Below are 20,647 nucleotides of genomic sequence, written 5' to 3' on the forward strand. Positions count from 1 at the left end.
TGGCCGCAAGGAGGTTCTTTCGGCTTCCACAAACAGGATCCCATCGTGAGTTTAGCGCCTATCATATTCGATCCCAGATCGCCTTATCGTGCGCCATGTGGAGTGTGTGTGGATTGCGATGTCCGGCGCACGGCGGTTTGTGCTGCGCTGGATGATGGCGACCTTGGCGCTCTTGAGGCGATCATGACCTCCAAGCGTCTTGATGCCAATGAGCTGCTTGTGGAAGAAGGCGAGCCGAAGCGCCGCGTCTTCAGCCTGACCTCGGGCATGCTGCGCATCTACACATCGCTTCCAGATGGGCGTCGGCAGATCGCGGGTTTCCTGTTTCCCGGCGACTATCTCGGTCTGGCTGATGACGAGACCTATTCCCAGTCAGCCGAGGCCGTAGTGCCATCGGTTTTGTGCGCTTTCTCCACCAAGGAGATGGATGATCTGATGGAGCGTTTTCCGAAGTTGAAGGAACGCCTGCATCAGATGACCCGGGCAGCCCTTCGTACGGCACGCGACAATCAGCTCGTGCTTGGGCGCCTCGCACCGGTGGAAAAGCTTGCGAGCTTTCTTCTGGTTTTGTCGGCTCGGGCCGAGAAGCGCGGAGAGAAGCCCAATCCGGTTCATCTATCAATGAATCGCACCGATATTGCTGACTATCTCGGTTTGACGATTGAAACCGTCAGCCGCAGCTTCACCAAGCTGAAGACCCAGGGGCTGATCCAGTTGCTTGACGCCAATACGGTGGAAATCCTGTCGCGTCGCTCGCTGTCTGCCGTTGCCGGGATGGACCCGGAAAGCCTCTGAATTCAAGCCGTCACCCCTAAAAGCCGGGTGTATTTCCGTTGATTCAAATCAATGCAGCGGCCGGTAGGGCAGCCTATTTTTAATCATCGAGATTGATGCGATCTGCATCAGAGCGCCGTGCGTCTGTGAACGCACAAAGGACGCTCTGAGCCGATCAGTTCAGACATCGAGCTTTCCGAAAATTGTACTTGATTTTCGGGCCGATGCTGGGATCGCGCCGTTCAAAATGGGGAAAACAGGTGCTGTTGTGGCTGGGAATTGCAATATCGGCTGTCATGCATGCGGGCTTCCTTGCCGCATCATGCCGTCTTGCCCTGCGGAATGTCGCCCTGGTTCGGGTGCGCGTATATCCGGAAGGGCCTCGCCGGAGCGACCAACGCTTAAGGTGGACGCGCTATGCATGAAGAAGCGATAAGACGCTACGCAGCGTTGGCCGTACCCAGATATACGTCTTTTCCGACTGCTGCAGACTTTGTACCGATCGGAGCTGAGACGACGCATCGTTGGTTGCGCCAAATCGGACCGGAAGAAAGTGTCTCCCTTTACATTCACGTCCCTTATTGTCGGCAGCTCTGCCATTATTGCGGCTGCCACGCAAAAATGGCCGTGCGCAATGACGTGGTCGAAAATTTCTGCACCTCGCTGCTGAACGAAATCGAAACGGTGAGCAAGAGTCTGACCACGCGACCCAGTGTGGTCCATCTTCATTGGGGCGGCGGGACACCTTCCATTTTGAACCCGCGCCAGTTTACCAGTATTCTGGCCGCTCTGCGCATCGCGTTTGATTTTGCGCCTGATATGGAGCACGCTATTGAGCTTGACCCGCGCACAGTCACGCCGCAACTGGCCCAAACGCTTGCTCTTATGGGGGTTAATCGCGCTAGCCTAGGCGTACAGGATGTTGATGCTGAAGTCCAAAAAGCTATCGGCCGAATACAGCCAATAGAAACAGTTGCCAAGGCAGCCAGCCTTCTGCGCGAAGTCGGCATTAATCGTCTCAACTTCGATCTTATCTACGGCTTGCCGTTGCAAACTGTCGAGACGCTGCGCGAGACTTGCGAAAAAGTTGCAGTCCTCAAGCCGGACCGCGTCGCCTGCTATGGCTATGCCCATCTTCCACAACGGCGCGCCAATCAGCGCTTGATCGATGCAAGCCTTTTGCCAGATGCTGACGAACGCTTTGCACAGGCGCGTGTGGTTGCGGACAGCTTCATCGGTTTCGGCTATGAGCCGGTGGGGATCGATCACTATGCATTGCCGGATGACAATCTGGCTATCGCTGCGCGCAACGGAACGCTTCATCGTAATTTCCAAGGCTATACGGATGATCGTTGCCAGACATTGATTGGTCTCGGACCGTCATCGATTTCGCAGTTTCCCAGCGGCTATGCTCAGAATATCTCGGATGTGAAGCAATATTCCAAACGTGTTGAGGCGGGTGAACTGGCAACTGTTCGCGGCTATGCGATGCGCGAGAGCGACCGTATCCGTGCTGGTATTATCACAGCTCTGATGTGCAACTTCCGGGTCGATCTGAACGCCACAGCACCCGGCGTGGAGTTTTCTGATGAACTGGCCTTGTTGCGCCCTCTGGTGGCTGACGGGCTGGTGGAAGTTCGCAGCGGTGTTATCAGCGCAACAAACGACGGTAAGCCGCTTATCCGTCTGGTCGCGGCTGCTTTCGATGAATTTCGCAGGGAAACGATGCACGGCTTCAGTTTCGCCGTCTGAGCTTGCGTTGGAACAAAGAGATAGAGCGAAAAATACTCTATCAAGAGAATGCTGCTGCACCGGGCCGTCAAAAGGTCAGTGGCATGGGAGCACCGCCGTTGGGGGACGTGCGGTGCTCCACTATTTTAAGCACAGCCCGGAAACTTGAAATGCTTTCGGGCTGTGCGTTCTTTAAATGCGTCAGAACTTGCGGTTCTTTTCCAGCTTAGGCAGGAAAATCGTCAGTAGCCCGAGCAGCGGCAAATACGAGCAGATATTGTAAACATACTCGATTCCCTTGTGATCGGCGACAACACCGAGAACGGCGGCTGCGATGCCAGCCATGCCAAAAGCAAAGCCGAAGAACAGGCCCGACACCATGCCGACACGTCCCGGCAGCAGTTCCTGCGCGAACACTACGATTGCCGGGAAGGCTGAGGCGAGAATCAGGCCAATGATAACCGTCAGGATCGCTGTCATTTCCAGGTTCGCATAGGGTAGGGCAAGTGTGAACGGCAGGACACCGAGGATTGATGCCCAGATCACCTTGCGCGCACCGATCCTGTCACCAATCGGACCTCCGATGATCGTGCCCGCAGCGACTGCACCGAGGAACAGGAACAGAAGCAGTTGCGATGCCTGCACCGTCACGCCGAAATGGCTGATGGTGTAGAAGGTATAGTAGCTCGTCAGGCTGGCCATGTAGATGTACTTGGTGAAAACGAGCATCGCCAGAACACCGACGGACACCAGAACCTTGTTGCGTGGAAGCGGAAGGGTCTTGTCCGGCTTTGCTTTGCTGGCATTGGCAATCCGGTAGCGGTTATACCAGTTGCTGACATACCAGAGCAGCATCATGCCGATCAGTGCTGCAACGGAGAACCAAGACACGCTGATCTGGCCGAAAGGCAGAACGATGAATGCTGCCAGTAGAGGACCGATCGACGAGCCGAAATTGCCGCCCACCTGAAACAGGGATTGCGCAAAGCCATGACGCCCGCCGGAAGCAAGACGTGCCACACGGGCCGCTTCCGGGTGAAATACGGACGAGCCGAAGCCAACAAAGGCCGCACCGAGAAGCAGGATCGAATAATGATGCGCTGTCGCCAGAAAGACGAGCCCGACAAGTGTGCACCCCATGCCAAAAGGCAGGGAATAGGGCATTGGCTTGCGGTCGGTATAAATGCCGACAAGCGGCTGGAGGATTGATGCCGTCATCTGGAAGGTGAATGTCAAAAGACCGATCTGCCAGAATGACAGGCTGTAATTGTCCTTCAGCATCGGATAGATGGCCGGAAGGAGCGACTGCATCATGTCGTTCAGAAAGTGGCCCATGCTGGTGGCCAGAATAATGGCGAGGACAGTATTGTCCGCGCCGCTGTTTGATGGCTGCTGTGCAGCGCTCATGCTCATACTAATACTCCGAAGATGAAAGCCGGTCTTCAGGCGTATTTCCTGCAGATATTATCCAAGCACAGGAAATAAGGCACTCAGGGAAATTACGGTGTGTTGATGAGAAGCCGGCGAAAATTTGCGAATTCGGCGTTTGGACAGGCTGCTTACCTCTTCAAACATCAAACTCGTTCCGCCAGCGAATGTCGCGACCCATTCTCAGCAAGTCATTAATAGGACTATTGCCTCGCGCCCGCTTTCGTGTTTTGGTCCAATAGTTTCGAGAGTGGGCCAATTATAGGGCAGGGAAGCGATGAAACCAAAGTCTCCGCGAGGGCTTTTATTGCCGGGGAGCGAGGAACTGCAGAAGTTCCACGAACAGCGTATCGCGATGCTGGAAGGCATGAGCGGTCCGGTGATCGCCCTGCCGACGCGCTACCCGGACGGCTATTTTGTGCCGCGCCATCGTCACACCCGCGCACAGCTTCTCTGCGCCTCGCAAGGTGTGGTTCTGGTGACGACGGATGCGGGACGCTGGATGATTCCAAGTGACCACGCCATGTGGATACCGGCAGGTGTGGAGCATTCGGTTGAGATTCTCGGTGAAGTCTATATGCGGTCGATCTATATCTGCGTCGACGTCGTGTCGGGTGTGCCGGATTATCTTCATGTGGTTGGGCTTACCGATCTCATGCGATGCCTGATCTCCGACGCAACTGCGCAAGACAGCACGCCGGAGCCGGATAGCCGCGATGCATTGGTGATCGAGCTTATTCTGCGGGATCTCCACACATTGCCGCAACGCTCTCTCGGGTTGCCTTTTCCATCTGATCCGCGTTTGCAGAAACTATGTCGTGAATTCGTGAAAAAGCCTTCTTCGCGCGCCACTATTGATGAATGGGCGAGCAGGATGGCGATGAGCAGACGCTCATTCACCCGACATTTCCAGCGGGAAACCGGAGTAAGCCTTTCAGTCTGGCGCCAGCAGGCATGTCTGTTCGCCGCGGTGCCCCGTCTCAGCGAAGGGGAGCCGGTAACGAGCGTGGCACTGGATTTGGGTTATGACAGCGTTTCCGCTTTCACGACGATGTTCCGCAGGATGCTTGGCGTTTCGCCGCGGTTTTATTTACCGAGGCTGGACACTGCTCCGTTTGAGCGCAGCGATAGCGCGGCAGCTTTGGCCGAATAATAACAATTGTGTCCACGATGAGAGAGCATTAATAGAAGCGCATGCTGTTTCAACGCCGTCATCCTCCGACCAGAAAAGAGCGTTTAAGGCTTCTGGTCTGGCCGCGCCGCTCCTTCTCCCGTTCCTTCCGGTACGGTGGAAAGCGGATTCTACGCATCACGGCCTCGCCTCATGCTGTCGCAGCTGGTCTGGCCGTTGGCGTGTTTTCGGCGTTTACGCCTTTCTTCGGCTTCCATCTCATCATCGCAATCGTGCTGGCTTATTTCCTTGCCGGCAACATTGCTGCTGCAGCGCTTGGAACGACACTTGCCAATCCTTTGACCTTGCCATTTATCTGGGGTAGCACGTTCGAGCTTGGTCGCTTCATCATGAATGGCAGTATCGATAATGCTCCGCCGGTTCATTTCGGGCGGGCGCTCGAAACCATGCACTTCGATGAAATCTGGACCCCGCTTCTGAAGCCAATGCTGTTCGGCTCTACGATTCTGGGCGCTGTGTTCGCTGTCGTGGTTTATTTCGTTACCCGGTTTGCCATTTCGGCTTTCCGTCGCCGCCGTATCGAACGGCTTGCGGAAAAGCATCGCCTGCACCGCGAGCAGGAGCTTCAGAAAATATGATTGTCGGCATAGGCAGCGACCTTATCGATATTCGCCGTGTCGAAAGTACTCTCGAGCGACATGGTGACCGTTTCCGCAATCGCGTCTTCACAGAGATCGAGCAGAAAAAGTCGGAAGGACGCAAGCAACGTGCGGCGTCTTATGCAAAGCGCTTCGCTGCAAAGGAAGCCTGTGCGAAGGCGCTCGGAACCGGTATCGCGCAAGGTGTTTTCTGGCGGGATATGGGGGTGGTCAACGCTCCTTCCGGAAAGCCCACAATGCATTTGACCGGCGGTGCGGCGAAACAGTTGCAGAAACTGTTGCCCGCCGGAACACGCGCTGCCATACATCTGACAATTACCGATGATTTTCCTCTCGCGCAGGCCTTCGTCATCATCGAAGCCCTGCCTGAGACGAAATAATTGTGATTGTGAGAGGTAAACTCCTGCTCATAATCGTGCGATAAACCGGCGTTCTGCCGGCGGCCTGATTGCGTCATGCTTTCATAGTCGTTATTAGATCGCGTTATCGGAAGCGGAGATACAATGAGCGTGTCCAGCAAGAGTGAGACAAAGAAATCCGGCGGCCTCGGCGAAACCATCAGCGTTATCGTGCAGGCGCTGCTGCTGGCACTGGTCATTCGCACCCTGCTTTTCCAACCTTTCAGCATACCGTCGGGCTCCATGCGTCCCACGCTTCTGGAAGGCGATTATCTGTTTGTTTCGAAATATGCCTATGGCTATTCGCGCTATTCGCTGCCGTTTGGATTGGATCTGTTTTCAGGTCGAATCTGGAGTGCAGAGCCGAAGCGTGGCGATGTGGTGGTTTTCAAACTGCCGAGTGACCCTTCCATCGATTATATCAAGCGCGTGATCGGCCTGCCGGGGGACCGCGTGCAGATGCGTGGCGGTGTGCTCTATATCAACGATAAGGCAGTCAAGCGTGAACGGATCGGCACGATTGACAATCCCGATGTGACCGAAGTGAACCGACCCGTCGAGGTCTATCGCGAAACATTGCCGGACGGTGTGACCTATGACACGCTCGATCTTGCGCCTAACTCTATCGGTGACGACACGCGCGTCTTCGAGGTTCCTGCCGGTCATTACTTTATGATGGGCGACAATCGTGATAACTCGGCCGATAGCCGGTTCGGTGTCGGCTATGTTCCGTTTGAAAATTTGGTCGGTCGCGCGAACATCATCTTCTTCTCCATTGCTGATAAGGCAAGCCCGCTTGAAATCTGGAAATGGCCGACGGATGTACGCTTTGGCCGACTGTTGAGTTCAGTGAATGCTGCGCCGCATACGGCCGTAACCGGAAACTGAAATGGCTTCGGCAAATCAGGCAGCAGCAATTCTGGAGGAGCGCACCGGACACCGTTTTCTCAATCTGAAACGGCTGGATCGTGCGCTCACCCACTCAAGTGTGCAGGCGCCATCGCGCGCAAATTATGAGCGTCTCGAATTTCTTGGCGACCGCGTCCTCGGACTGACCGTCGCGGAGATGCTGTTCGACGAATTTCCCGAAGCCTCCGAAGGTGAACTGTCTGTTCGTCTTAATGCGCTGGTGAATGCAGAAACCTGTGCGGCGATCGCCGATGAGATCGGCCTTGCCGATCTCATTCACACCGGCTCCGATATCAAGTCGCTGAATGACAAACGCCTTTTGAACGTGCGGGCCGATGTCGTAGAGGCGCTGATTGCCACGATCTATCTCGATGGCGGACTGGAGGCAGTACGGCCTTTCGTCAAGCGCTACTGGGAAAAGAGGTCCCTGCAAACGGGTGCCGCTCGCCGTGACGCGAAGACCGAGTTGCAGGAATGGGCGCATCAGCAGGGCAATGTCCATCCTTCCTACTCCATCGTCGGCCGTACCGGTCCAGACCATGATCCGCTGTTTACGGTGGAGGTTACGGTGAAGGGCTTTGCCACGGAAACGGGCGAGGGGCGTTCGAAAAGAATAGCCGAGCAGAACGCGGCGGAAGCGATGCTTTATCGTGAAGGCGTCTGGAAGCGCGACAATTCCGGTTGATGCAAGAGTTGGCGTTTTTTAAATCGAGATCGGTTATAGTTAGTCCAATATGATATGTCGCTTTCATCCGCGATTGTGTCGTATCTGGAATGCCGTGCGCAGGGGACGGCGGTGTTCTGAAGTGAAATATCGTCTGGAAGGATAAACAATGAACAATCGGACGACGCCGGCTGACGGCGAAAACGAAGCCGGCCAGACCCGGTCCGGCTTCGTGGCGTTGATCGGGGCGCCAAACGCGGGGAAATCCACGCTGGTTAACCAGCTTGTGGGAACGAAAGTTTCTATCGTCACGCATAAGGTGCAGACGACACGCGCCCTTGTGCGCGGCATATTTATTGAGGGGCAGGCGCAGATCGTTCTGGTCGACACGCCCGGCATTTTTAGGCCGAAGCGCAGGCTCGACCGCGCCATGGTCACAACGGCCTGGGGCGGTGCGAAGGACGCCGACATCATTCTTGTTCTTCTCGATTCGCAAGGTGGCCTGAACGAGAACGCCGAAGCGCTGCTTGCCAGTATGAAGGATGTGCGCCAGAAAAAGGTTCTGGTGCTCAACAAGGTCGACCGTGTCGATCCGCCAGTCCTGCTGGATCTTGCGCGCAAGGCCAATGAGCGGGTTGCATTCGACCAGACTTTCATGATCTCAGCGCTGAACGGATCTGGCTGCAAGGACCTTGCAAAGTACCTGGCCGAAAGCGTACCGAATGGCCCTCGGTATTATCCAGAAGACCAGATTTCCGACATGCCGATGCGGCAGCTTGCAGCCGAAATCACGCGCGAAAAACTCTATCTGCGCCTGCACGAGGAACTGCCTTACTCGTCGACGGTGGAAACCGAGCGCTGGGAAGAGCGCAAGGATGGATCGGTCCGCATAGAGCAGGTGATCTATGTCGAGCGCGAAAGCCAGAAGAAGATCGTGCTCGGTCACAAGGGCGAGACGATCAAGGCAATCGGGCAATCCGCACGTAAGGAAATCGCCGAGATACTGGAACAAACGGTTCATCTCTTCCTTTTCGTGAAAGTGCGTGAGAACTGGGGCAATGACCCGGAACGTTATCGCGAAATGGGTCTTGATTTTCCGACCTAATTCATAAAGCTGGCGGCCATGGAATGGCGCGATGAAGGCATAATTCTCGGGACACGACGCCATGGCGAGACAAGCGCCATCGTGGAAGTGATGACCCGTGAGCATGGCCGCCATATGGGTATGGTGCGCGGCGGGCGATCCCGTCGCATGCAGCCTTTGTTGCAGCCGGGCAATCATGTGGATGTCACATGGTGGGCGCGGCTGGATGAGCATATGGGCAGCTTTACCATCGAACCGCTGGAATTCGCTGCCGCGCGCCTCATCGAAACACCGGTGGCATTATACGGCATTCAATTGGTGGCTTCCCATTTGCGCCTGTTGCCGGAACGCGATCCGCATCGCGGTCTTTATGAGACGTTACGGCTCATCATTGAACATTTTGACGATCCGCTGGCCTCTGGCGAATTGCTGTTGCGTTTTGAAGTCATGATGCTTGAAGAGCTGGGCTTCGGCCTCGATCTCAAGGAATGCGCAGCAACAGGGCTCAAGGAAGACCTGATCTATGTGTCGCCGAAATCCGGGCGTGCCGTCTGTCGTGATGCGGGCGCGCCCTGGGCCGACAAGCTTCTGGTTCTGCCGGGTTTTGTCAACAACACGGCCGTTCGTGCAACGTCTTATGACGACATCGATCATGCCTTCACGATGACGGGTTATTTCCTGATGCGGCATGTATGGGAGCCGCGCGCTGTGACGCCGCCTGACGCACGCGGCGGGTTTTTGAATGCCCTCGGGCGGGCAATCAACATCCAACCGGCAAGCTGAAAACCTCGCCTTCAAACGCATCCGCTCCACGCCCAATCGCGCGTATAGCCGCAACCATCCGCCCTTGACGTCCCAGAACTTCGTCAGCGAGCGATATGAGTCGTAAATTTGGCGTCGCGGATGGCGAGAGGCTGCGAACAAGCCCGGCAAGTTCGCTTTCATCGAATGCAGGGTTCACAGCAGATGCCATGATATAAGCCGTAGCCGTGGAACGGGAAATACCGGCATAACAGTGGATGAGCAAAGGCGTATCCATGGACCAGCCCTTCGCGAAGTCCAGAAGCGCCTGCACGTGACTTTCATCGGGTGCAACCAATCCGGCGCGCGGTTCAACAATATCATTGAATGTGAGTGACAGACGGACGGCATCAAAGCCGTCGGGCAGAGCCGCCGGTTCTTCGCTTCCAAGCGTCACGACATGGCTGGGCTGGTGCAACGCGAGTTGCGTCGCAAGTTGGGACAAGGGCGTGACAACAATCCGACTCATCAGCCGTGCCGTGTTTTTTCCAGTATCGCAAACCGTGCAAGGAAATCCTTCTGCACGTCCTGCGTGGGTCGCGGTGTTATATCAAGTCCTGTCGGATCGAAACCGCGCGGACGCCCGAAATATTTGACGGCCTCAGTCTCTGTAAAACCGGCAAGTCGCGTGGCTTCAAAGAACGCGGCAACCTGATCGGCACGCTTGATTAGCGTCTTGACTTGGGCGGGAACGGTTATCGGCAGCGAAAAACGCAGATGAATAGCGTTCTCCAGCCGCGTTTCGATGATCTTGTAGTTGCCGCCCATCACCGCCTTAAAAGGTGAGATCATGTCACCGATCACATATTCCGGTGCATCGTGCAGGAGTGACAATAGCTGCCATTCAATACTTGCATCCTGCACCAGCCGGTTGAATATCTGGTCAACAAGCAGCGAATGCTGCGCGACCGAAAATGCGTGTTCGCCGACTGTCTGTCCGTTCCACCGCGCAACACGGGCGAGGCCATGAGCAATATCTTCGATTTCAATATCGAGCGGTGACGGGTCGAGCAGGTCGAGACGCCGTCCCGACAACATGCGTTGCCAGGCACGCGTCTTGCCGGAAGATCGGTCGGCGCTGGCCATTAGGCGTTACCTGCTTCCGCTTCCGGGAATCCAAACCGCACGTGAGGCGGTAAGGTGAGCGTTACAGGTGTCCCTCCCGCCAGTATGATACCACCTGCATCCATCGCATCCTTGACTCGATCAATGCGCACAAGTGCGATGCCGATCATGTCAGCGGAACTACCCATCGTTCCGACCTCGCGCCCATCGACGGTGAGAGGCGTACCCATTGGCGGGAGAGTTCCCCCGGAACGAGCCACCAGGACGCGCCGCCGCGCCGTACCACGATGCTGCATGCGTGACACGACTTCCTGACCGATGAAACAGCCTTTCGGAAAAGACACGCCGCCGGACTGGTCGAAATTGACGTCATGCGGGAAGACGTCATTGTAACCGAAATCCGCTTCGCCTTCCGCTATGCCATACTCCGCGCGCAGCTTCGTCCAAGCGCTTTCGTCGGTTGTGCCGTCTGCCTGACCATAAATCCGGTAAACGTTCAGTTCGGTTGGAAAGCGACTGTCCCGCTTGATTGAATCATTGTGTGAAGAATGTGATTCAGTTTGCCAGGAGACACTGACAAGCGATTCTGGCAATTGTGCTATTTCGGCCTTCGCGCGCAGCTTGTAGAGGGTGATGCGCTTGACGAAATCGGCGGCGATGCCTGCCGGGAGATCGAAACGCAAACCGCCATCAATGCGTGAAACGAGAAAATCGAACAGGATTTTTCCTTGTGGAGCGAGCAATGCTCCCGGTTTCAGATCGTCCGGTCCGAGCTTGTCGAGATCGGTTGTTATCACGGCCTGCAGAAATTTTTCCGCGTCGTCGCCCGTGATGTGAACCAAAGCCCTGTTTGAAAGATTTACCGTTTCCACTGCCGTCGTCATCGCTTCGTCCTTGCCTTTCGCGCCCTCGTTACGTAAGCCCCAATGGGAAGGCTCGCAAGTCCTATCAATCTGGCAGGAGACAACTATGGCCGAAACATTCGATACGATTTTGAAGGGTGCAACCATCGTCAATCACGACGGTATAGGCCAACGCGACATCGGTATTCGTAATGGCCGCATCGCTGCCATAGGCTCTCTTTCCACACATATGGCAGGTGAGGTGATTGACTGCACGGGCCTGCATATTCTGCCCGGCGTGGTGGATAGTCAGGTCCATTTCCGCGAGCCAGGCCTTGAACACAAGGAAGATCTCGAAACCGGCTCACGTGCAGCCGTTCTGGGTGGGGTCACGTCAGTTTTCGAGATGCCGAATACCAAGCCCCTTACCACTTCCGCTGATGCGCTCGAAGACAAGATTCGTCGCGGCCGTCATCGCATGCACTGCGACTTTGCTTTCTGGGTTGGCGGCACGCGCGACAATGCGAAGGATGTTGCTGAGTTGGAGCGCTTGCCCGGTGCGGCGGGTATCAAGGTTTTCATGGGATCGTCCACCGGCGATCTGCTTGTTGAAGACGATGACGGTGTCCGCTCAATCCTGAAGAACACCCGTCGCCGCGCGGCCTTCCACTCCGAAGACGAGTTCCGGCTGAAGGAACGTGAAGGTCTGCGCGTTCAGGGCGATCCGTCCAGCCATCCGGTCTGGCGTGATGAAACTGCGGCGCTTCAGTGCACGGAACGGCTTGTTCGCATTGCGCGAGATACCGGCGCCCGCATTCATGTGTTGCATATCTCTACTGCCGAAGAAATCGACTTTCTGAAGGATCACAAGGATGTCGCGACGTGTGAAGCAACGCCGCATCATCTCACTTTGTCAGCAGATGACTACAAGACGCTCGGCAATCTTATCCAAATGAACCCGCCCGTCCGTGACAAGCGCCACCGAGATGGGGTTTGGAAGGGTATCGATCAAGGTATTGTCGATGTGCTCGGCTCTGACCATGCGCCGCATACGCTGGAAGAAAAGCAGAAGCCTTATCCGGCTTCCCCCTCTGGCATGACCGGTGTGCAGACGCTGGTGCCGATCATGCTCGATCATGTCAATGCGGGCAGGCTCACGCTGGAGCGCTTCGTTGATCTTTCAAGCCATGGCCCGAACCGCATTTTTGGCATGGCCCGCAAGGGGCGTATCGCAGTCGGTTATGATGCCGATCTGACCATCGTGGATATGAAGCGGCGCGAAACGATTACGCATGAGCAGGCCGGTTCAAAAGCTGGCTGGACCCCTTATAATGGCAAGACCGTTACTGGATGGCCAATTGGCACTTTCGTGCGCGGCATCAAGGTAATGTGGGAAGCGGAAATCGTGAACGCTAACAAGGGCGAGCCGGTTGAGTTTCTCGAGGCTCTGCCGCATCGGTGAAGGCCGCTACATGTTCGTCGTCACCTTGATCTACCTCAAGCCTCTTGAAGAGATCGAGAGGCATCTTCAGGCGCATCGAGAGTTTCTGGACAGGCAATATGCCGATTGCGTTTTTCTGGCATCCGGGCCGAAAAACCCAAGAGACGGCGGTGTGATTCTCGCAAGCGGTAAAGTCAGCAAGAGCGAGCTGGACGCAATACTGAGGTTTGATCCTTTCAGGCAACACGGACTGGCAACTTATGACGTCATTGAGTTTACCCCAGTGAAGTCTGTGCCTTCTCTCGATGGTTTTCTCTAGGGCGAAGAACTGGTTACGTATTGGCGTGATTTGTCCGCTGATTGTCCGTAAGCGGGCTTTCGGCGCCAATTGCAAAGTGTAATTTCCCCCTATAGTCTTTTTATAGGGAGATCAAAAATGTCCGATCAAGCTACAGCATTGCTGGTTATCGATGCTCAGGAATCCTTCCGCCACAGGCCTTACTACCGGGACGAGGAGGTTGGCGCCTATATGGAACGCCAGCAGGCGCTGATCGATGGTGCCAAGCGCGCCGGTATTCCGGTGGTGCAGATTTTTCATGTCGAGAATGAGGGGCCGTTCTCAGAATCGTCAGGTTTGGTGAAGGCAATTTCGCCACTCTTGATTGAACCAGATGCAGTGTTCCGCAAGCATCGCCATAGTGCTCTGGTCGGAAGCGGACTTAATGTCTGGTTGGTTGCGAATGGCATCCGTCGCGTGCTGGTTTCCGGTATCCGCACTGAGCAATGCTGCGAGACCACAACACGGCAGGCATCCGATTTTGGATATCTTGTTGATTTCGTCAGTGAAGCGACATTGACCTTTCCTATGACCGACGCAAGCGGCCACGAGTGGAGCGCTGCCGATATCAAGGCGCGCACCGAGCTTGTTCTGGCCAATCGCTTTGCCCGTATTGTAACCGTGGAACAGGCGCTCGCAACGTCTGGAGAACGGAAGGCAGCATGAACGACCAGGCGGACATTGTCCGGTTAGTTCCGGTTTATGTCGTTATTCCGCCACGCGTGCTTTTGCTCGACGTGGCGGGGCCGCTTGAGGTCTTGCGCAAGGCAAATCTTGAACAGCATAAGGTGCGTTTCGACGTTCGCTATATAGGGCCCAGCCAAACTGTGCTCAGTTCCATAGGCTTGCCAGTGGCGGGGGTGGAGCCTTTGCCCGAAGTGTTGCCCGATGAGGCGCTGGTCATTGTTTCGGGTTCGGCTGACGTTCCGCTTGGAAATGCGGAAACCGACCGGTGCGCCGATGCCATCCTGGAAAAAGAAATCGTCGTATGGCTTCGCCGGATAGTCTGCCCTGGCGTGCGGCTCGTGACGATCTGTTCCGGTGCGCTGCTCGCAGCGCGTGCCGGGCTTCTCGATGGCTATTCCTGTACCACTCACCATCTGGCGCTCGGTGAACTCGAACAGTTGGCCCCCACAGCGCGTGTCCATCAAAACAGGCTCTTCGTCGAAGATGGTGAGCGGTTGACGAGTGCGGGCATCACCGCAGGCATCGATTTAATGCTGCACATCGTTGCGGGGCTGACCGATCACGCCACGGCGCTGGCCGTCGCGCGCTATCTGGTTGTCTATTTGAGGCGCAGTGGCAATGACCCGCAACTATCGCCCTGGCTTGAAGGGCGAAATCATATGAACCCGGTCGTACATCGTGCACAGGATGCCATAGCACACGATCCGGCAGCGGATTGGTCGGTGGAAAGACTGGCCAGTATTGGCGGGGCGAGCCCGCGCAACTTCTCGCGCCTGTTCAATGAATATGCCGGAATGACGGTGACGGATTATGTGAATCGGCTCAAGATCAGCCTGGCGCGAGAGATGCTTCTAAATTCAGAGCTTGATATCGAGAATGTTGCGACGCAGGCAGGTTTTGCTTCTGCGCGGCAGTTCCGCCGGGTCTGGCAGCGCATCTACAAGGAACCACCGAGCCGGCTTCGCCTTGGGTGGTGATTACTCCCCCGCCGTGAAAAAGCGCCAGCTGCCGTCTGGCCCGATACCGATACTATAGAAGATATAGCCGCCTGCCTTCTTCATATCCTCAAAATCACCGGCAGTGACGACCTGGAAGAGTTCCACGATCTGTGGCGGCGTCAGCTTGTCGAGCGGCATGGCGTAGAAATAGGGCCAGACATAGACCTCGTTCTCCGTGCCTGCATTTAGGTGCACATAACCTGTCTCCAGAAGATCTGCGATGATTGCGAGAACTTCCCGACCGGCTTCATCGCCGGAGAGCGACTTCAGAAAGTCGATAACGTCTTCCTCGTGATCTTCCAGCGAGAGCTGCGTGGCTTTGTCCTCGACGCCGAGAAGCGGTCTCAGCCGCTCAATGTCCCCGGAGCGGGCGGCATCCAACATGCGCTCGCGTGTCAATTTCACAGGCTCTGGCAGCTTGTCGAAATCGCGATGGATTTCTGGAAGAGGTTTCGAGGCAAAAGCCGGAACAGGCGCGCTGTCGGGTGAGAGCTTAGGCACCGCGCCGAGGGGGGCACCGGGCAGGGGAATGGGAGAAAAGTTGTCGCCTTCATCGGCATCCGTACGGGCACTTGGCCGTTGCAGGAAATCCGTCTGATCTGCCAGTGCGATTTCGAGGGAAGTCGCAGCTTTGGCGGGCAAGGCGATGCCACAGGCAAGAAACATCACTGCCAATAAAATTCGGAGCGAGGTGGAAATCCTGATGGGAAATGACATTGGGCGCAAGAGGGAAGGGACGCCGGGAGGAAACCGCTGCGCCGGTCGGGTCCCGCGACCGGCGTTCTGTCGATGCTATTGAAGAATGCGTTGCGGCAGAAAGTTTCCGGCTATGATCTGTTCGCGCATTTTTTCGATCAGTTCCAGTGCACAGTCGTCCCCGGCTTCGCGGATCAGTTCGGTAAGCGCTGTCGTGAAGGCTGCCTCGGCAAGGATCTCCGGTTCGATACCTTCGGATATACCGTCAGCCCAGGCCTCGTTATGATATTCGATGGCGACGAGCTTCTTCTCGCGCGCGATCATTTCGTCCAAATCGGCCGGTGCATGTTCCATAGACTTCATCCTGGCTTTCGCCTTTCTGTTGCACTGTTGGTGTCTCACCGTTTCGCGGGAGCTCAACCAAGTGGCAACGTGACTGCCTTCTTAAAACAGTGTTAACAGATTATCACGGATTTGAACGAACTAATCCCGTCAATCCGCACAAGAGTGTATGATTGGTTAATTTCCATAGCGTGAGATGATCTCGCTCGACAAGTTCTCACCTTCCTTCATGTAGCGATCAATCGCCGCAAGCGCCGAAGGGGTGCAGCGGGTATAATTGTCGCTGAACACGCGATATCCGTGATTGAAGCTTGAAATGAGCCGCACCCGTTCGGCTTCGGAAGGCTTTTCTGCTGACACAATCGCGTTCATCTGATCACGCCATTCGCTCCCAGCTTCACCACACAGGTTGCGCAAATAATGCAGCGAGCCGAGAATTTCGGCGAGCCGCAACATCTTCCCTTCATAGGGCGCGTCTTGAGCGAAAGCCGGAGACGCCGTCCCGACCCAGAGAGCGATCGAGAAGCAGATAGCCGGTCGAAAAAACGGAATGTTTTTCAATCGAAAACCTCTCACCTGAAAATGAGCTATTGCCAAAAATCGGGGCCGCTTCAAGGCAGATTGCTAAACAGGATTAATAACCGAACGTTCGTCTTCATTCTCCGCCACCGCACGGGCGACATCGAGTGTGCTGTCCGTCACCTTTGCCAAGGCCATTTCTTCGACCGTCAGCCAGTGAATGGATGCAGCGTCATCTCCGGGGGCTTCCTGACCAGAAACCTGCCAGGCCCTAAAGACCGACAGATAATAGCTTCTGTCATAGGCATTTCCTTCAAGCGCCAGATCTACGGTTATGACGTGCGCCAGCGACTTTGCATAAAGTGCAGTTTCTTCCTTGAGTTCGCGGATCGCGGCTTGTTCCGGCGTTTCGCCCGCTTCGATACTGCCGCCTGGAAAAGCAAGCCAGCCTTTCCATGGCTCTTTTCCACGCTCGACCAGAAGAAAGCGCCCTTCGCGTCGGCAGATCAGCGATACACCATGAACCTTCGCAGGAATCGGAAGTACGGGAACTGTTTTCATCATGCTCTAGCTATGATCGTGCAGACACCGGTTGGCAATGGAAAAGCACCCCTTGACCGGCGTCGGAAAACACTAAACATGCGTGCCATGTGTGGACGTTTTTCATTGACTGCAAGCCGGGAAGAACTGGAAGCTTTCGTGGCCGCATTGATCGCAGAGGATTTTCCTCCACGATATAACATCGCGCCGACCCAACCAATATTGACCATCATCGGCGGGGAAACGCCGCCGCCGGGAAGCAACAGGCCGGATCGGGTCGGATTGCTGGTGCGCTGGGGATTTGTCCCGTCATGGGTGAAAGACCCGAATGACTGGCCGCTGATGTTCAACATCCGCTCCGAGACGGCTGCGGAGAAGAATTCGTTCCGCGCAGCGCTGAACCACCGGCGCGCCTTGATTCCGGCATCGGGTTTTTATGAGTGGCGTCGCGAGGGAAAGAACAAGGCACAAGCCTATTGGGTGCGTCCGCGTACGGGCGGCATCGTCGCTTTTGGCGGGCTAATCGAGACATGGAGCAGTGCGGACGGATCACAGATCGACACGGGAGGCATACTGACGACGAGCGCCAATGACCTGTTGCGGCCGATCCATGAACGGATGCCGGTTGTCGTGCAGCCGGAAGACTTTGCCCGCTGGCTGGACTGCAAGCGTTTCCTGCCTCGCGAAGTGGCGGATATCATGCGTCCGGCCCAAGACGATTTGTTTGAAGCTATTCCAATATCGGACAAAGTAAACAAGGTCGCCAATACAACGCCCGACTTGCAGGATCGTGTGGAAGAACAACCTCTTTCGGAGCGCGCGGCGCTCAACCGAAAGGGTAAACCTAAACCCGATCGTGGGCCCGGTGACGGAAATGGCGGCCAGCTTTCGATGTTCTGACAGCGATCGCCAGTCTTGCTCGACTGGCGCTATTTGTTACGCATTTACCGATTTTGATCGCCGAGCCTGTGCGGCTTGGCACTGAACAACATCAGCGCCTTCAGCCTGTCTTCTTGACAGCGAGAATGGAGCGCCGGCGATTGTCGTTGCGACCGTCGCTGCTGCACCGCGTTGCATTCAGCAATGCTGCAACAAGCACGGCAGGCCCGATTTCGCGGTATTTATCAACCAGTCGGTCTTGGCGGGGTTGCAGTTCACTTTTAGACATTGGTCCTTCCTTTCGATAATGCCTGATCACCATTTTGTGATTGATTGAGACCGAATGAAGGCTGTTTGGAGCCGGTTTTGCGGTTTTCCGGTTAACGCTGGAGAGGGGGTTCGCAGGTTGCAAAAATACAACAAGCGCGGCGATCTCACTAAACTATAAGCGGGTCCGCGAAAGTTCTTGACGGAAGCACTCTTGCTGATGATAAGTGCAATCATGAAAACGCCGACCACGATCATTTGTATTTGTGCGATTATTATTGGCTAGCAGCCTGCTGGCCCGGCCGTTTTCGTCTCCCTTTCATAAAAATTGGATGATAACGCCCCGGTCAGTCGGCTGAGGTCAGTTGCGCACTGATTTCAACGATCCTTTGGGGGAATATTTACAATGGCTTATGCGCCGCAACTGCGTCTGTACAACACGCTGACCCGCACGAAAGAGGAGTTTTCCCCTCTCGATGCCGACAATGTGCGCATGTATGTCTGCGGACCGACGGTTTATGACTTCGCGCATATAGGCAATGCGCGTCCGGTAATCGTTTTCGACGTGTTGTTCCGCTTGCTGCGTCATGTCTATGGCGAGGATCATGTCACCTACGCGCGCAACATCACTGACGTCGACGACAAGATCAATGCCCGTGCTACCCGGGATTACCCCGACCTGCCGTTCAACGAAGCAATTCGCCGGGTGACGGAGAGCACAAATGCGCAGTTTCAGGCCGATGTGACGGCACTTGGAAACCTGGCGCCCAGCGTTCAGCCGCGTGCGACAGAACATATGGCCGAGATGCGTGCCATGATCGATCGCCTGGTGAAGCTCGGAGTGGCCTATGTGGCCGAGGATCATGTCCTCTTTTCGCCGTCCGCCATGAACGAGCGCAAGGGGCCGCGCTATGGCGCGCTTGCTCGTCGCTCGCTGGACGAGATGCTGGCGGGGGCTCGCGTCGACGTGGCATCCTACAAACGGGACGAAATGGACTTTGTCTTATGGAAGCCGTCGAAGGAGGGTGAGCCTGGCTGGTCCTCTCCCGCGGGGATCGCGGTATTGGGACGTCCGGGCTGGCATATCGAATGCTCGGCCATGTCGATGGCAAAACTGCTCGAGCCATTTGGCGGTGGCCTGAAATGCGACGATCCTCTGAAGAACCAGTTCGACATTCACGGTGGCGGTATCGATCTCGTCTTTCCCCATCATGAGAACGAGATTGCGCAATCATGCTGCGCATTCGGCACCGAGCGGATGGCAAGCATCTGGATGCATAACGGCTTCTTGCAGGTCGAAGGGCAGAAGATGTCTAAATCGCTCGGCAATTTCATCACCATTCGCGATGTGTTGAACGATGGACTCCCGCAACTGGGTGGGTGGGACGACCCTGATGCGCGTGATCGTTGGGTCGGACTGTCGGCACGCCTGTCGATGCTGCAGACGCATTATCGTGAACCAATCAATTGGACGGCGCAGCGTCTGGCAGAATCTGCCGATGAACTGCACCGGTGGTATGGCTTGCTGCGTGACAGGAGTTTTGAATTGCCGCAAGCGCTGACGGCTGTTGGCGAGGTGGTGGAGGCCCTGTCTGACGATCTGAACAGCTGGACGGCGATCACGGCTTTGCGCAAGGCTTTCAAGGCACAAGATGCCGCCGGTTTGGGCGAGGGAATGGCCCTGCTGGGCCTGTTCGATTCGCATTTCGTCTCTGCTGAAGACATCCCCGTTTTTGCAAAGGCAGTGGTGGACAGCGAAGTGATCGAAACACGCATCGCCGAGCGTCTGCGCTTTATCAATGAGAAGAACTGGGCCGAGGCCGATCGCATTCGCGATGAACTGCTTCAGGAAGGGGTTCAGCTCAAGGATAGCAAGGACCCGGTAACCGGCGAACGCATAACCAACTGGGATGTGGTAGGCTAGCAAGCTTGTGGAGTAGGGAGGACGGTATGACGCTTGATAACAAACCGATCTATACCGGCGGATGCCAGTGCGGTGCGGTGCGCTTTCGTGTGGACGGCGCTATGGGGGCCGCATCGATCTGTCACTGTCGCATGTGCCAGAAAGCGTTTGGCAATTTCTACGCACCGCTGGTCTCGGTAAACGATGCGAAGCTGGAATGGACACGCAGAGAGCCGAAGCGTTTCCGCTCGTCCAATCACGTTCAGCGGGGCTTCTGTCCTGAGTGCGGCACGCCGCTTACCTACGAAGCACCCGACGGGATAGCGCTTGCTATCGGCGCGTTTGATGCGCCGGAGGAAATCGAGCCGACCATTCAATGGGGTATCGAAAAGCAACTGCCCTATGTACCGCAACTTACGAGTCTCCCTGGCTATACAACGGAACGCGACCCGGAAAGCATCGAATTTGTAAGAACGATGATCTCCTATCAGCATCCTGATTACGAAACTGAAAGCTGGCCGCAACAGCAAGATTGACCGGACCGCATACCC

At 55.8% G+C, this 20,647-nt stretch carries 25 protein-coding genes; 16 read left to right on the plus strand and 9 right to left on the minus strand.

What is annotated here, in order from left to right:
• Positions 1-45 precede the first annotated feature (45 nt).
• Complete coding sequence (locus FJQ48_RS13400; RefSeq protein ID WP_139975518.1) at positions 46-795, plus strand: cyclic nucleotide-binding domain-containing protein; 750 nt, start codon at positions 46-48, stop codon at positions 793-795.
• Positions 796-1,191: 396 nt separating this feature from the next.
• Positions 1,192-2,526: an oxygen-independent coproporphyrinogen III oxidase gene (gene hemN / locus FJQ48_RS13405; RefSeq protein ID WP_139975519.1), complete on the plus strand. Its 1,335-nt coding sequence runs from the start codon at positions 1,192-1,194 to the stop codon at positions 2,524-2,526.
• Between the two features lie 180 nt (positions 2,527-2,706).
• On the opposite strand, the gene FJQ48_RS13410 is transcribed toward hemN, so the two are convergent.
• On the minus strand, positions 2,707-3,918 hold the full coding sequence (locus FJQ48_RS13410; RefSeq protein ID WP_139975520.1) for an MFS transporter: 1,212 nt from the start codon (positions 3,916-3,918) through the stop codon (positions 2,707-2,709).
• Between the two features lie 322 nt (positions 3,919-4,240).
• On the opposite strand from FJQ48_RS13410, the gene FJQ48_RS13415 reads away from it, so the two are divergent.
• From FJQ48_RS13415 to recO, 7 genes are all read left to right on the plus strand, one after another.
• On the plus strand, positions 4,241-5,086 hold the full coding sequence (locus FJQ48_RS13415) for a helix-turn-helix transcriptional regulator (protein ID WP_180350235.1): 846 nt from the start codon (positions 4,241-4,243) through the stop codon (positions 5,084-5,086).
• 41 nt (positions 5,087-5,127) lie between these two features.
• The gene (locus FJQ48_RS13420; protein WP_139975522.1) at positions 5,128-5,703 is read left to right on the plus strand and encodes a DUF2062 domain-containing protein; all 576 of its coding nucleotides are present in this window, start codon (positions 5,128-5,130) and stop codon (positions 5,701-5,703) included.
• Positions 5,700-6,104, plus strand: a complete 405-nt coding sequence (gene acpS, locus FJQ48_RS13425) for a holo-ACP synthase (RefSeq protein WP_139975523.1) — start codon at positions 5,700-5,702, stop codon at positions 6,102-6,104. The genes FJQ48_RS13420 and acpS overlap by 4 nt, the downstream gene beginning before the upstream one ends.
• A gap of 123 nt (positions 6,105-6,227) precedes the next feature.
• On the plus strand, positions 6,228-7,010 hold the full coding sequence (lepB, locus tag FJQ48_RS13430) for a signal peptidase I (RefSeq protein WP_139975524.1): 783 nt from the start codon (positions 6,228-6,230) through the stop codon (positions 7,008-7,010).
• A gap of 1 nt (position 7,011) precedes the next feature.
• A complete protein-coding gene (rnc, locus tag FJQ48_RS13435; RefSeq protein WP_139975525.1) occupies positions 7,012-7,716 on the plus strand; it encodes a ribonuclease III in 705 nt (234 codons plus the stop codon).
• Between the two features lie 148 nt (positions 7,717-7,864).
• Entirely contained in the window at positions 7,865-8,800 is a 936-nt protein-coding gene (era, locus tag FJQ48_RS13440) for a GTPase Era (protein WP_139975526.1), read from the plus strand.
• 18 nt (positions 8,801-8,818) lie between these two features.
• Positions 8,819-9,562 carry a DNA repair protein RecO gene (gene recO / locus FJQ48_RS13445; RefSeq protein WP_139975527.1) on the plus strand — a complete coding sequence of 248 codons (744 nt, stop codon included), beginning with the start codon at positions 8,819-8,821 and terminating at the stop codon, positions 9,560-9,562.
• On the opposite strand, the gene FJQ48_RS13450 is transcribed toward recO, so the two are convergent.
• From FJQ48_RS13450 to FJQ48_RS13460, 3 genes are read right to left on the minus strand one after another with little or no spacing between them, the layout of a single operon-like run.
• Positions 9,540-10,049, minus strand: a complete 510-nt coding sequence (locus tag FJQ48_RS13450; RefSeq protein ID WP_139975528.1) for a tyrosine phosphatase family protein — start codon at positions 10,047-10,049, stop codon at positions 9,540-9,542. The genes recO and FJQ48_RS13450 overlap by 23 nt on opposite strands.
• The gene (locus FJQ48_RS13455; RefSeq protein ID WP_139975529.1) at positions 10,049-10,666 is read right to left on the minus strand and encodes an HD family hydrolase; all 618 of its coding nucleotides are present in this window, start codon (positions 10,664-10,666) and stop codon (positions 10,049-10,051) included. Before FJQ48_RS13455 ends, FJQ48_RS13450 begins: the two co-directional genes overlap by 1 nt.
• On the minus strand, positions 10,666-11,529 hold the full coding sequence (locus FJQ48_RS13460) for a folate-binding protein YgfZ (protein ID WP_139975530.1): 864 nt from the start codon (positions 11,527-11,529) through the stop codon (positions 10,666-10,668). Before FJQ48_RS13460 ends, FJQ48_RS13455 begins: the two co-directional genes overlap by 1 nt.
• A gap of 85 nt (positions 11,530-11,614) precedes the next feature.
• Here FJQ48_RS13460 and FJQ48_RS13465 point away from each other — a divergent pair, with 85 nt between their 5' ends.
• The 4 genes from FJQ48_RS13465 (at position 11,615) to FJQ48_RS13480 (ending at position 14,929) form a co-directional block, all read left to right on the plus strand.
• Entirely contained in the window at positions 11,615-12,949 is a 1,335-nt protein-coding gene (locus tag FJQ48_RS13465) for a dihydroorotase (RefSeq protein WP_139975531.1), read from the plus strand.
• Positions 12,950-12,959: 10 nt separating this feature from the next.
• Complete coding sequence (locus FJQ48_RS13470) at positions 12,960-13,247, plus strand: YciI family protein (protein ID WP_139975532.1); 288 nt, start codon at positions 12,960-12,962, stop codon at positions 13,245-13,247.
• Positions 13,248-13,364: 117 nt separating this feature from the next.
• A complete protein-coding gene (locus FJQ48_RS13475; protein WP_139975533.1) occupies positions 13,365-13,931 on the plus strand; it encodes an isochorismatase family protein in 567 nt (188 codons plus the stop codon).
• Complete coding sequence (locus tag FJQ48_RS13480) at positions 13,928-14,929, plus strand: helix-turn-helix domain-containing protein (protein WP_139975534.1); 1,002 nt, start codon at positions 13,928-13,930, stop codon at positions 14,927-14,929. Before FJQ48_RS13475 ends, FJQ48_RS13480 begins: the two co-directional genes overlap by 4 nt.
• On the opposite strand, the gene FJQ48_RS13485 is transcribed toward FJQ48_RS13480, so the two are convergent.
• From FJQ48_RS13485 to FJQ48_RS13500, 4 genes are all read right to left on the minus strand, one after another.
• Positions 14,930-15,667, minus strand: coding sequence for a hypothetical protein (locus FJQ48_RS13485; protein WP_139975535.1), 738 nt, complete (start codon positions 15,665-15,667; stop codon positions 14,930-14,932).
• Between the two features lie 75 nt (positions 15,668-15,742).
• Positions 15,743-16,009: a hypothetical protein gene (locus FJQ48_RS13490; protein WP_139975536.1), complete on the minus strand. Its 267-nt coding sequence runs from the start codon at positions 16,007-16,009 to the stop codon at positions 15,743-15,745.
• A 156-nt stretch (positions 16,010-16,165) separates the two neighbouring features.
• Positions 16,166-16,519 carry a TIGR02301 family protein gene (locus tag FJQ48_RS13495; RefSeq protein WP_348770742.1) on the minus strand — a complete coding sequence of 118 codons (354 nt, stop codon included), beginning with the start codon at positions 16,517-16,519 and terminating at the stop codon, positions 16,166-16,168.
• Between the two features lie 93 nt (positions 16,520-16,612).
• Entirely contained in the window at positions 16,613-17,068 is a 456-nt protein-coding gene (locus FJQ48_RS13500; protein WP_180350237.1) for an NUDIX domain-containing protein, read from the minus strand.
• A gap of 87 nt (positions 17,069-17,155) precedes the next feature.
• On the opposite strand from FJQ48_RS13500, the gene FJQ48_RS13505 reads away from it, so the two are divergent.
• A complete protein-coding gene (locus FJQ48_RS13505; RefSeq protein ID WP_139976287.1) occupies positions 17,156-17,947 on the plus strand; it encodes an SOS response-associated peptidase in 792 nt (263 codons plus the stop codon).
• Between the two features lie 100 nt (positions 17,948-18,047).
• On the opposite strand, the gene FJQ48_RS13510 is transcribed toward FJQ48_RS13505, so the two are convergent.
• Entirely contained in the window at positions 18,048-18,215 is a 168-nt protein-coding gene (locus FJQ48_RS13510) for a hydrolase (RefSeq protein WP_139975539.1), read from the minus strand.
• A 384-nt stretch (positions 18,216-18,599) separates the two neighbouring features.
• Here FJQ48_RS13510 and cysS point away from each other — a divergent pair, with 384 nt between their 5' ends.
• Positions 18,600-20,117 (plus strand): cysteine--tRNA ligase, encoded by a 1,518-nt coding sequence (cysS, locus tag FJQ48_RS13520; protein ID WP_139975540.1) that lies wholly within the window; start codon positions 18,600-18,602, stop codon positions 20,115-20,117.
• A 26-nt stretch (positions 20,118-20,143) separates the two neighbouring features.
• A complete protein-coding gene (locus FJQ48_RS13525) occupies positions 20,144-20,632 on the plus strand; it encodes a GFA family protein (protein ID WP_139975541.1) in 489 nt (162 codons plus the stop codon).
• Positions 20,633-20,647: the final 15 nt, after the last annotated feature.

It is taken from the genome of Ochrobactrum sp. CGA5 (assembly GCF_006345815.1).
In the GTDB taxonomy this organism is placed as follows: domain Bacteria; phylum Pseudomonadota; class Alphaproteobacteria; order Rhizobiales; family Rhizobiaceae; genus Brucella.

Excerpts from the sequence above, each read along its gene's own strand:
- hemN (WP_139975519.1), top strand. The coding sequence starts at position 1,192 with ATGCATGAAGAAGCGATAAGACGCTACGCAGCGTTGGCCGTACCCAGA.
- FJQ48_RS13410 (WP_139975520.1), bottom strand. The coding sequence starts at position 3,918 with ATGAGCATGAGCGCTGCACAGCAGCCATCAAACAGCGGCGCGGACAAT.
- FJQ48_RS13420 (WP_139975522.1), top strand. The coding sequence starts at position 5,128 with ATGCTGTTTCAACGCCGTCATCCTCCGACCAGAAAAGAGCGTTTAAGG.
- acpS (WP_139975523.1), top strand. The coding sequence starts at position 5,700 with ATGATTGTCGGCATAGGCAGCGACCTTATCGATATTCGCCGTGTCGAA.
- lepB (WP_139975524.1), top strand. The coding sequence starts at position 6,228 with ATGAGCGTGTCCAGCAAGAGTGAGACAAAGAAATCCGGCGGCCTCGGC.
- rnc (WP_139975525.1), top strand. The coding sequence starts at position 7,012 with ATGGCTTCGGCAAATCAGGCAGCAGCAATTCTGGAGGAGCGCACCGGA.
- era (WP_139975526.1), top strand. The coding sequence starts at position 7,865 with ATGAACAATCGGACGACGCCGGCTGACGGCGAAAACGAAGCCGGCCAG.
- recO (WP_139975527.1), top strand. The coding sequence starts at position 8,819 with ATGGAATGGCGCGATGAAGGCATAATTCTCGGGACACGACGCCATGGC.
- FJQ48_RS13450 (WP_139975528.1), bottom strand. The coding sequence starts at position 10,049 with ATGAGTCGGATTGTTGTCACGCCCTTGTCCCAACTTGCGACGCAACTC.
- FJQ48_RS13455 (WP_139975529.1), bottom strand. The coding sequence starts at position 10,666 with ATGGCCAGCGCCGACCGATCTTCCGGCAAGACGCGTGCCTGGCAACGC.
- FJQ48_RS13460 (WP_139975530.1), bottom strand. The coding sequence starts at position 11,529 with ATGACGACGGCAGTGGAAACGGTAAATCTTTCAAACAGGGCTTTGGTT.
- FJQ48_RS13465 (WP_139975531.1), top strand. The coding sequence starts at position 11,615 with ATGGCCGAAACATTCGATACGATTTTGAAGGGTGCAACCATCGTCAAT.
- FJQ48_RS13470 (WP_139975532.1), top strand. The coding sequence starts at position 12,960 with ATGTTCGTCGTCACCTTGATCTACCTCAAGCCTCTTGAAGAGATCGAG.
- FJQ48_RS13475 (WP_139975533.1), top strand. The coding sequence starts at position 13,365 with ATGTCCGATCAAGCTACAGCATTGCTGGTTATCGATGCTCAGGAATCC.
- FJQ48_RS13480 (WP_139975534.1), top strand. The coding sequence starts at position 13,928 with ATGAACGACCAGGCGGACATTGTCCGGTTAGTTCCGGTTTATGTCGTT.
- FJQ48_RS13485 (WP_139975535.1), bottom strand. The coding sequence starts at position 15,667 with ATGTCATTTCCCATCAGGATTTCCACCTCGCTCCGAATTTTATTGGCA.
- FJQ48_RS13490 (WP_139975536.1), bottom strand. The coding sequence starts at position 16,009 with ATGAAGTCTATGGAACATGCACCGGCCGATTTGGACGAAATGATCGCG.
- FJQ48_RS13500 (WP_180350237.1), bottom strand. The coding sequence starts at position 17,068 with ATGAAAACAGTTCCCGTACTTCCGATTCCTGCGAAGGTTCATGGTGTA.
- FJQ48_RS13505 (WP_139976287.1), top strand. The coding sequence starts at position 17,156 with ATGTGTGGACGTTTTTCATTGACTGCAAGCCGGGAAGAACTGGAAGCT.
- FJQ48_RS13510 (WP_139975539.1), bottom strand. The coding sequence starts at position 18,215 with ATGTCTAAAAGTGAACTGCAACCCCGCCAAGACCGACTGGTTGATAAA.
- cysS (WP_139975540.1), top strand. The coding sequence starts at position 18,600 with ATGGCTTATGCGCCGCAACTGCGTCTGTACAACACGCTGACCCGCACG.
- FJQ48_RS13525 (WP_139975541.1), top strand. The coding sequence starts at position 20,144 with ATGACGCTTGATAACAAACCGATCTATACCGGCGGATGCCAGTGCGGT.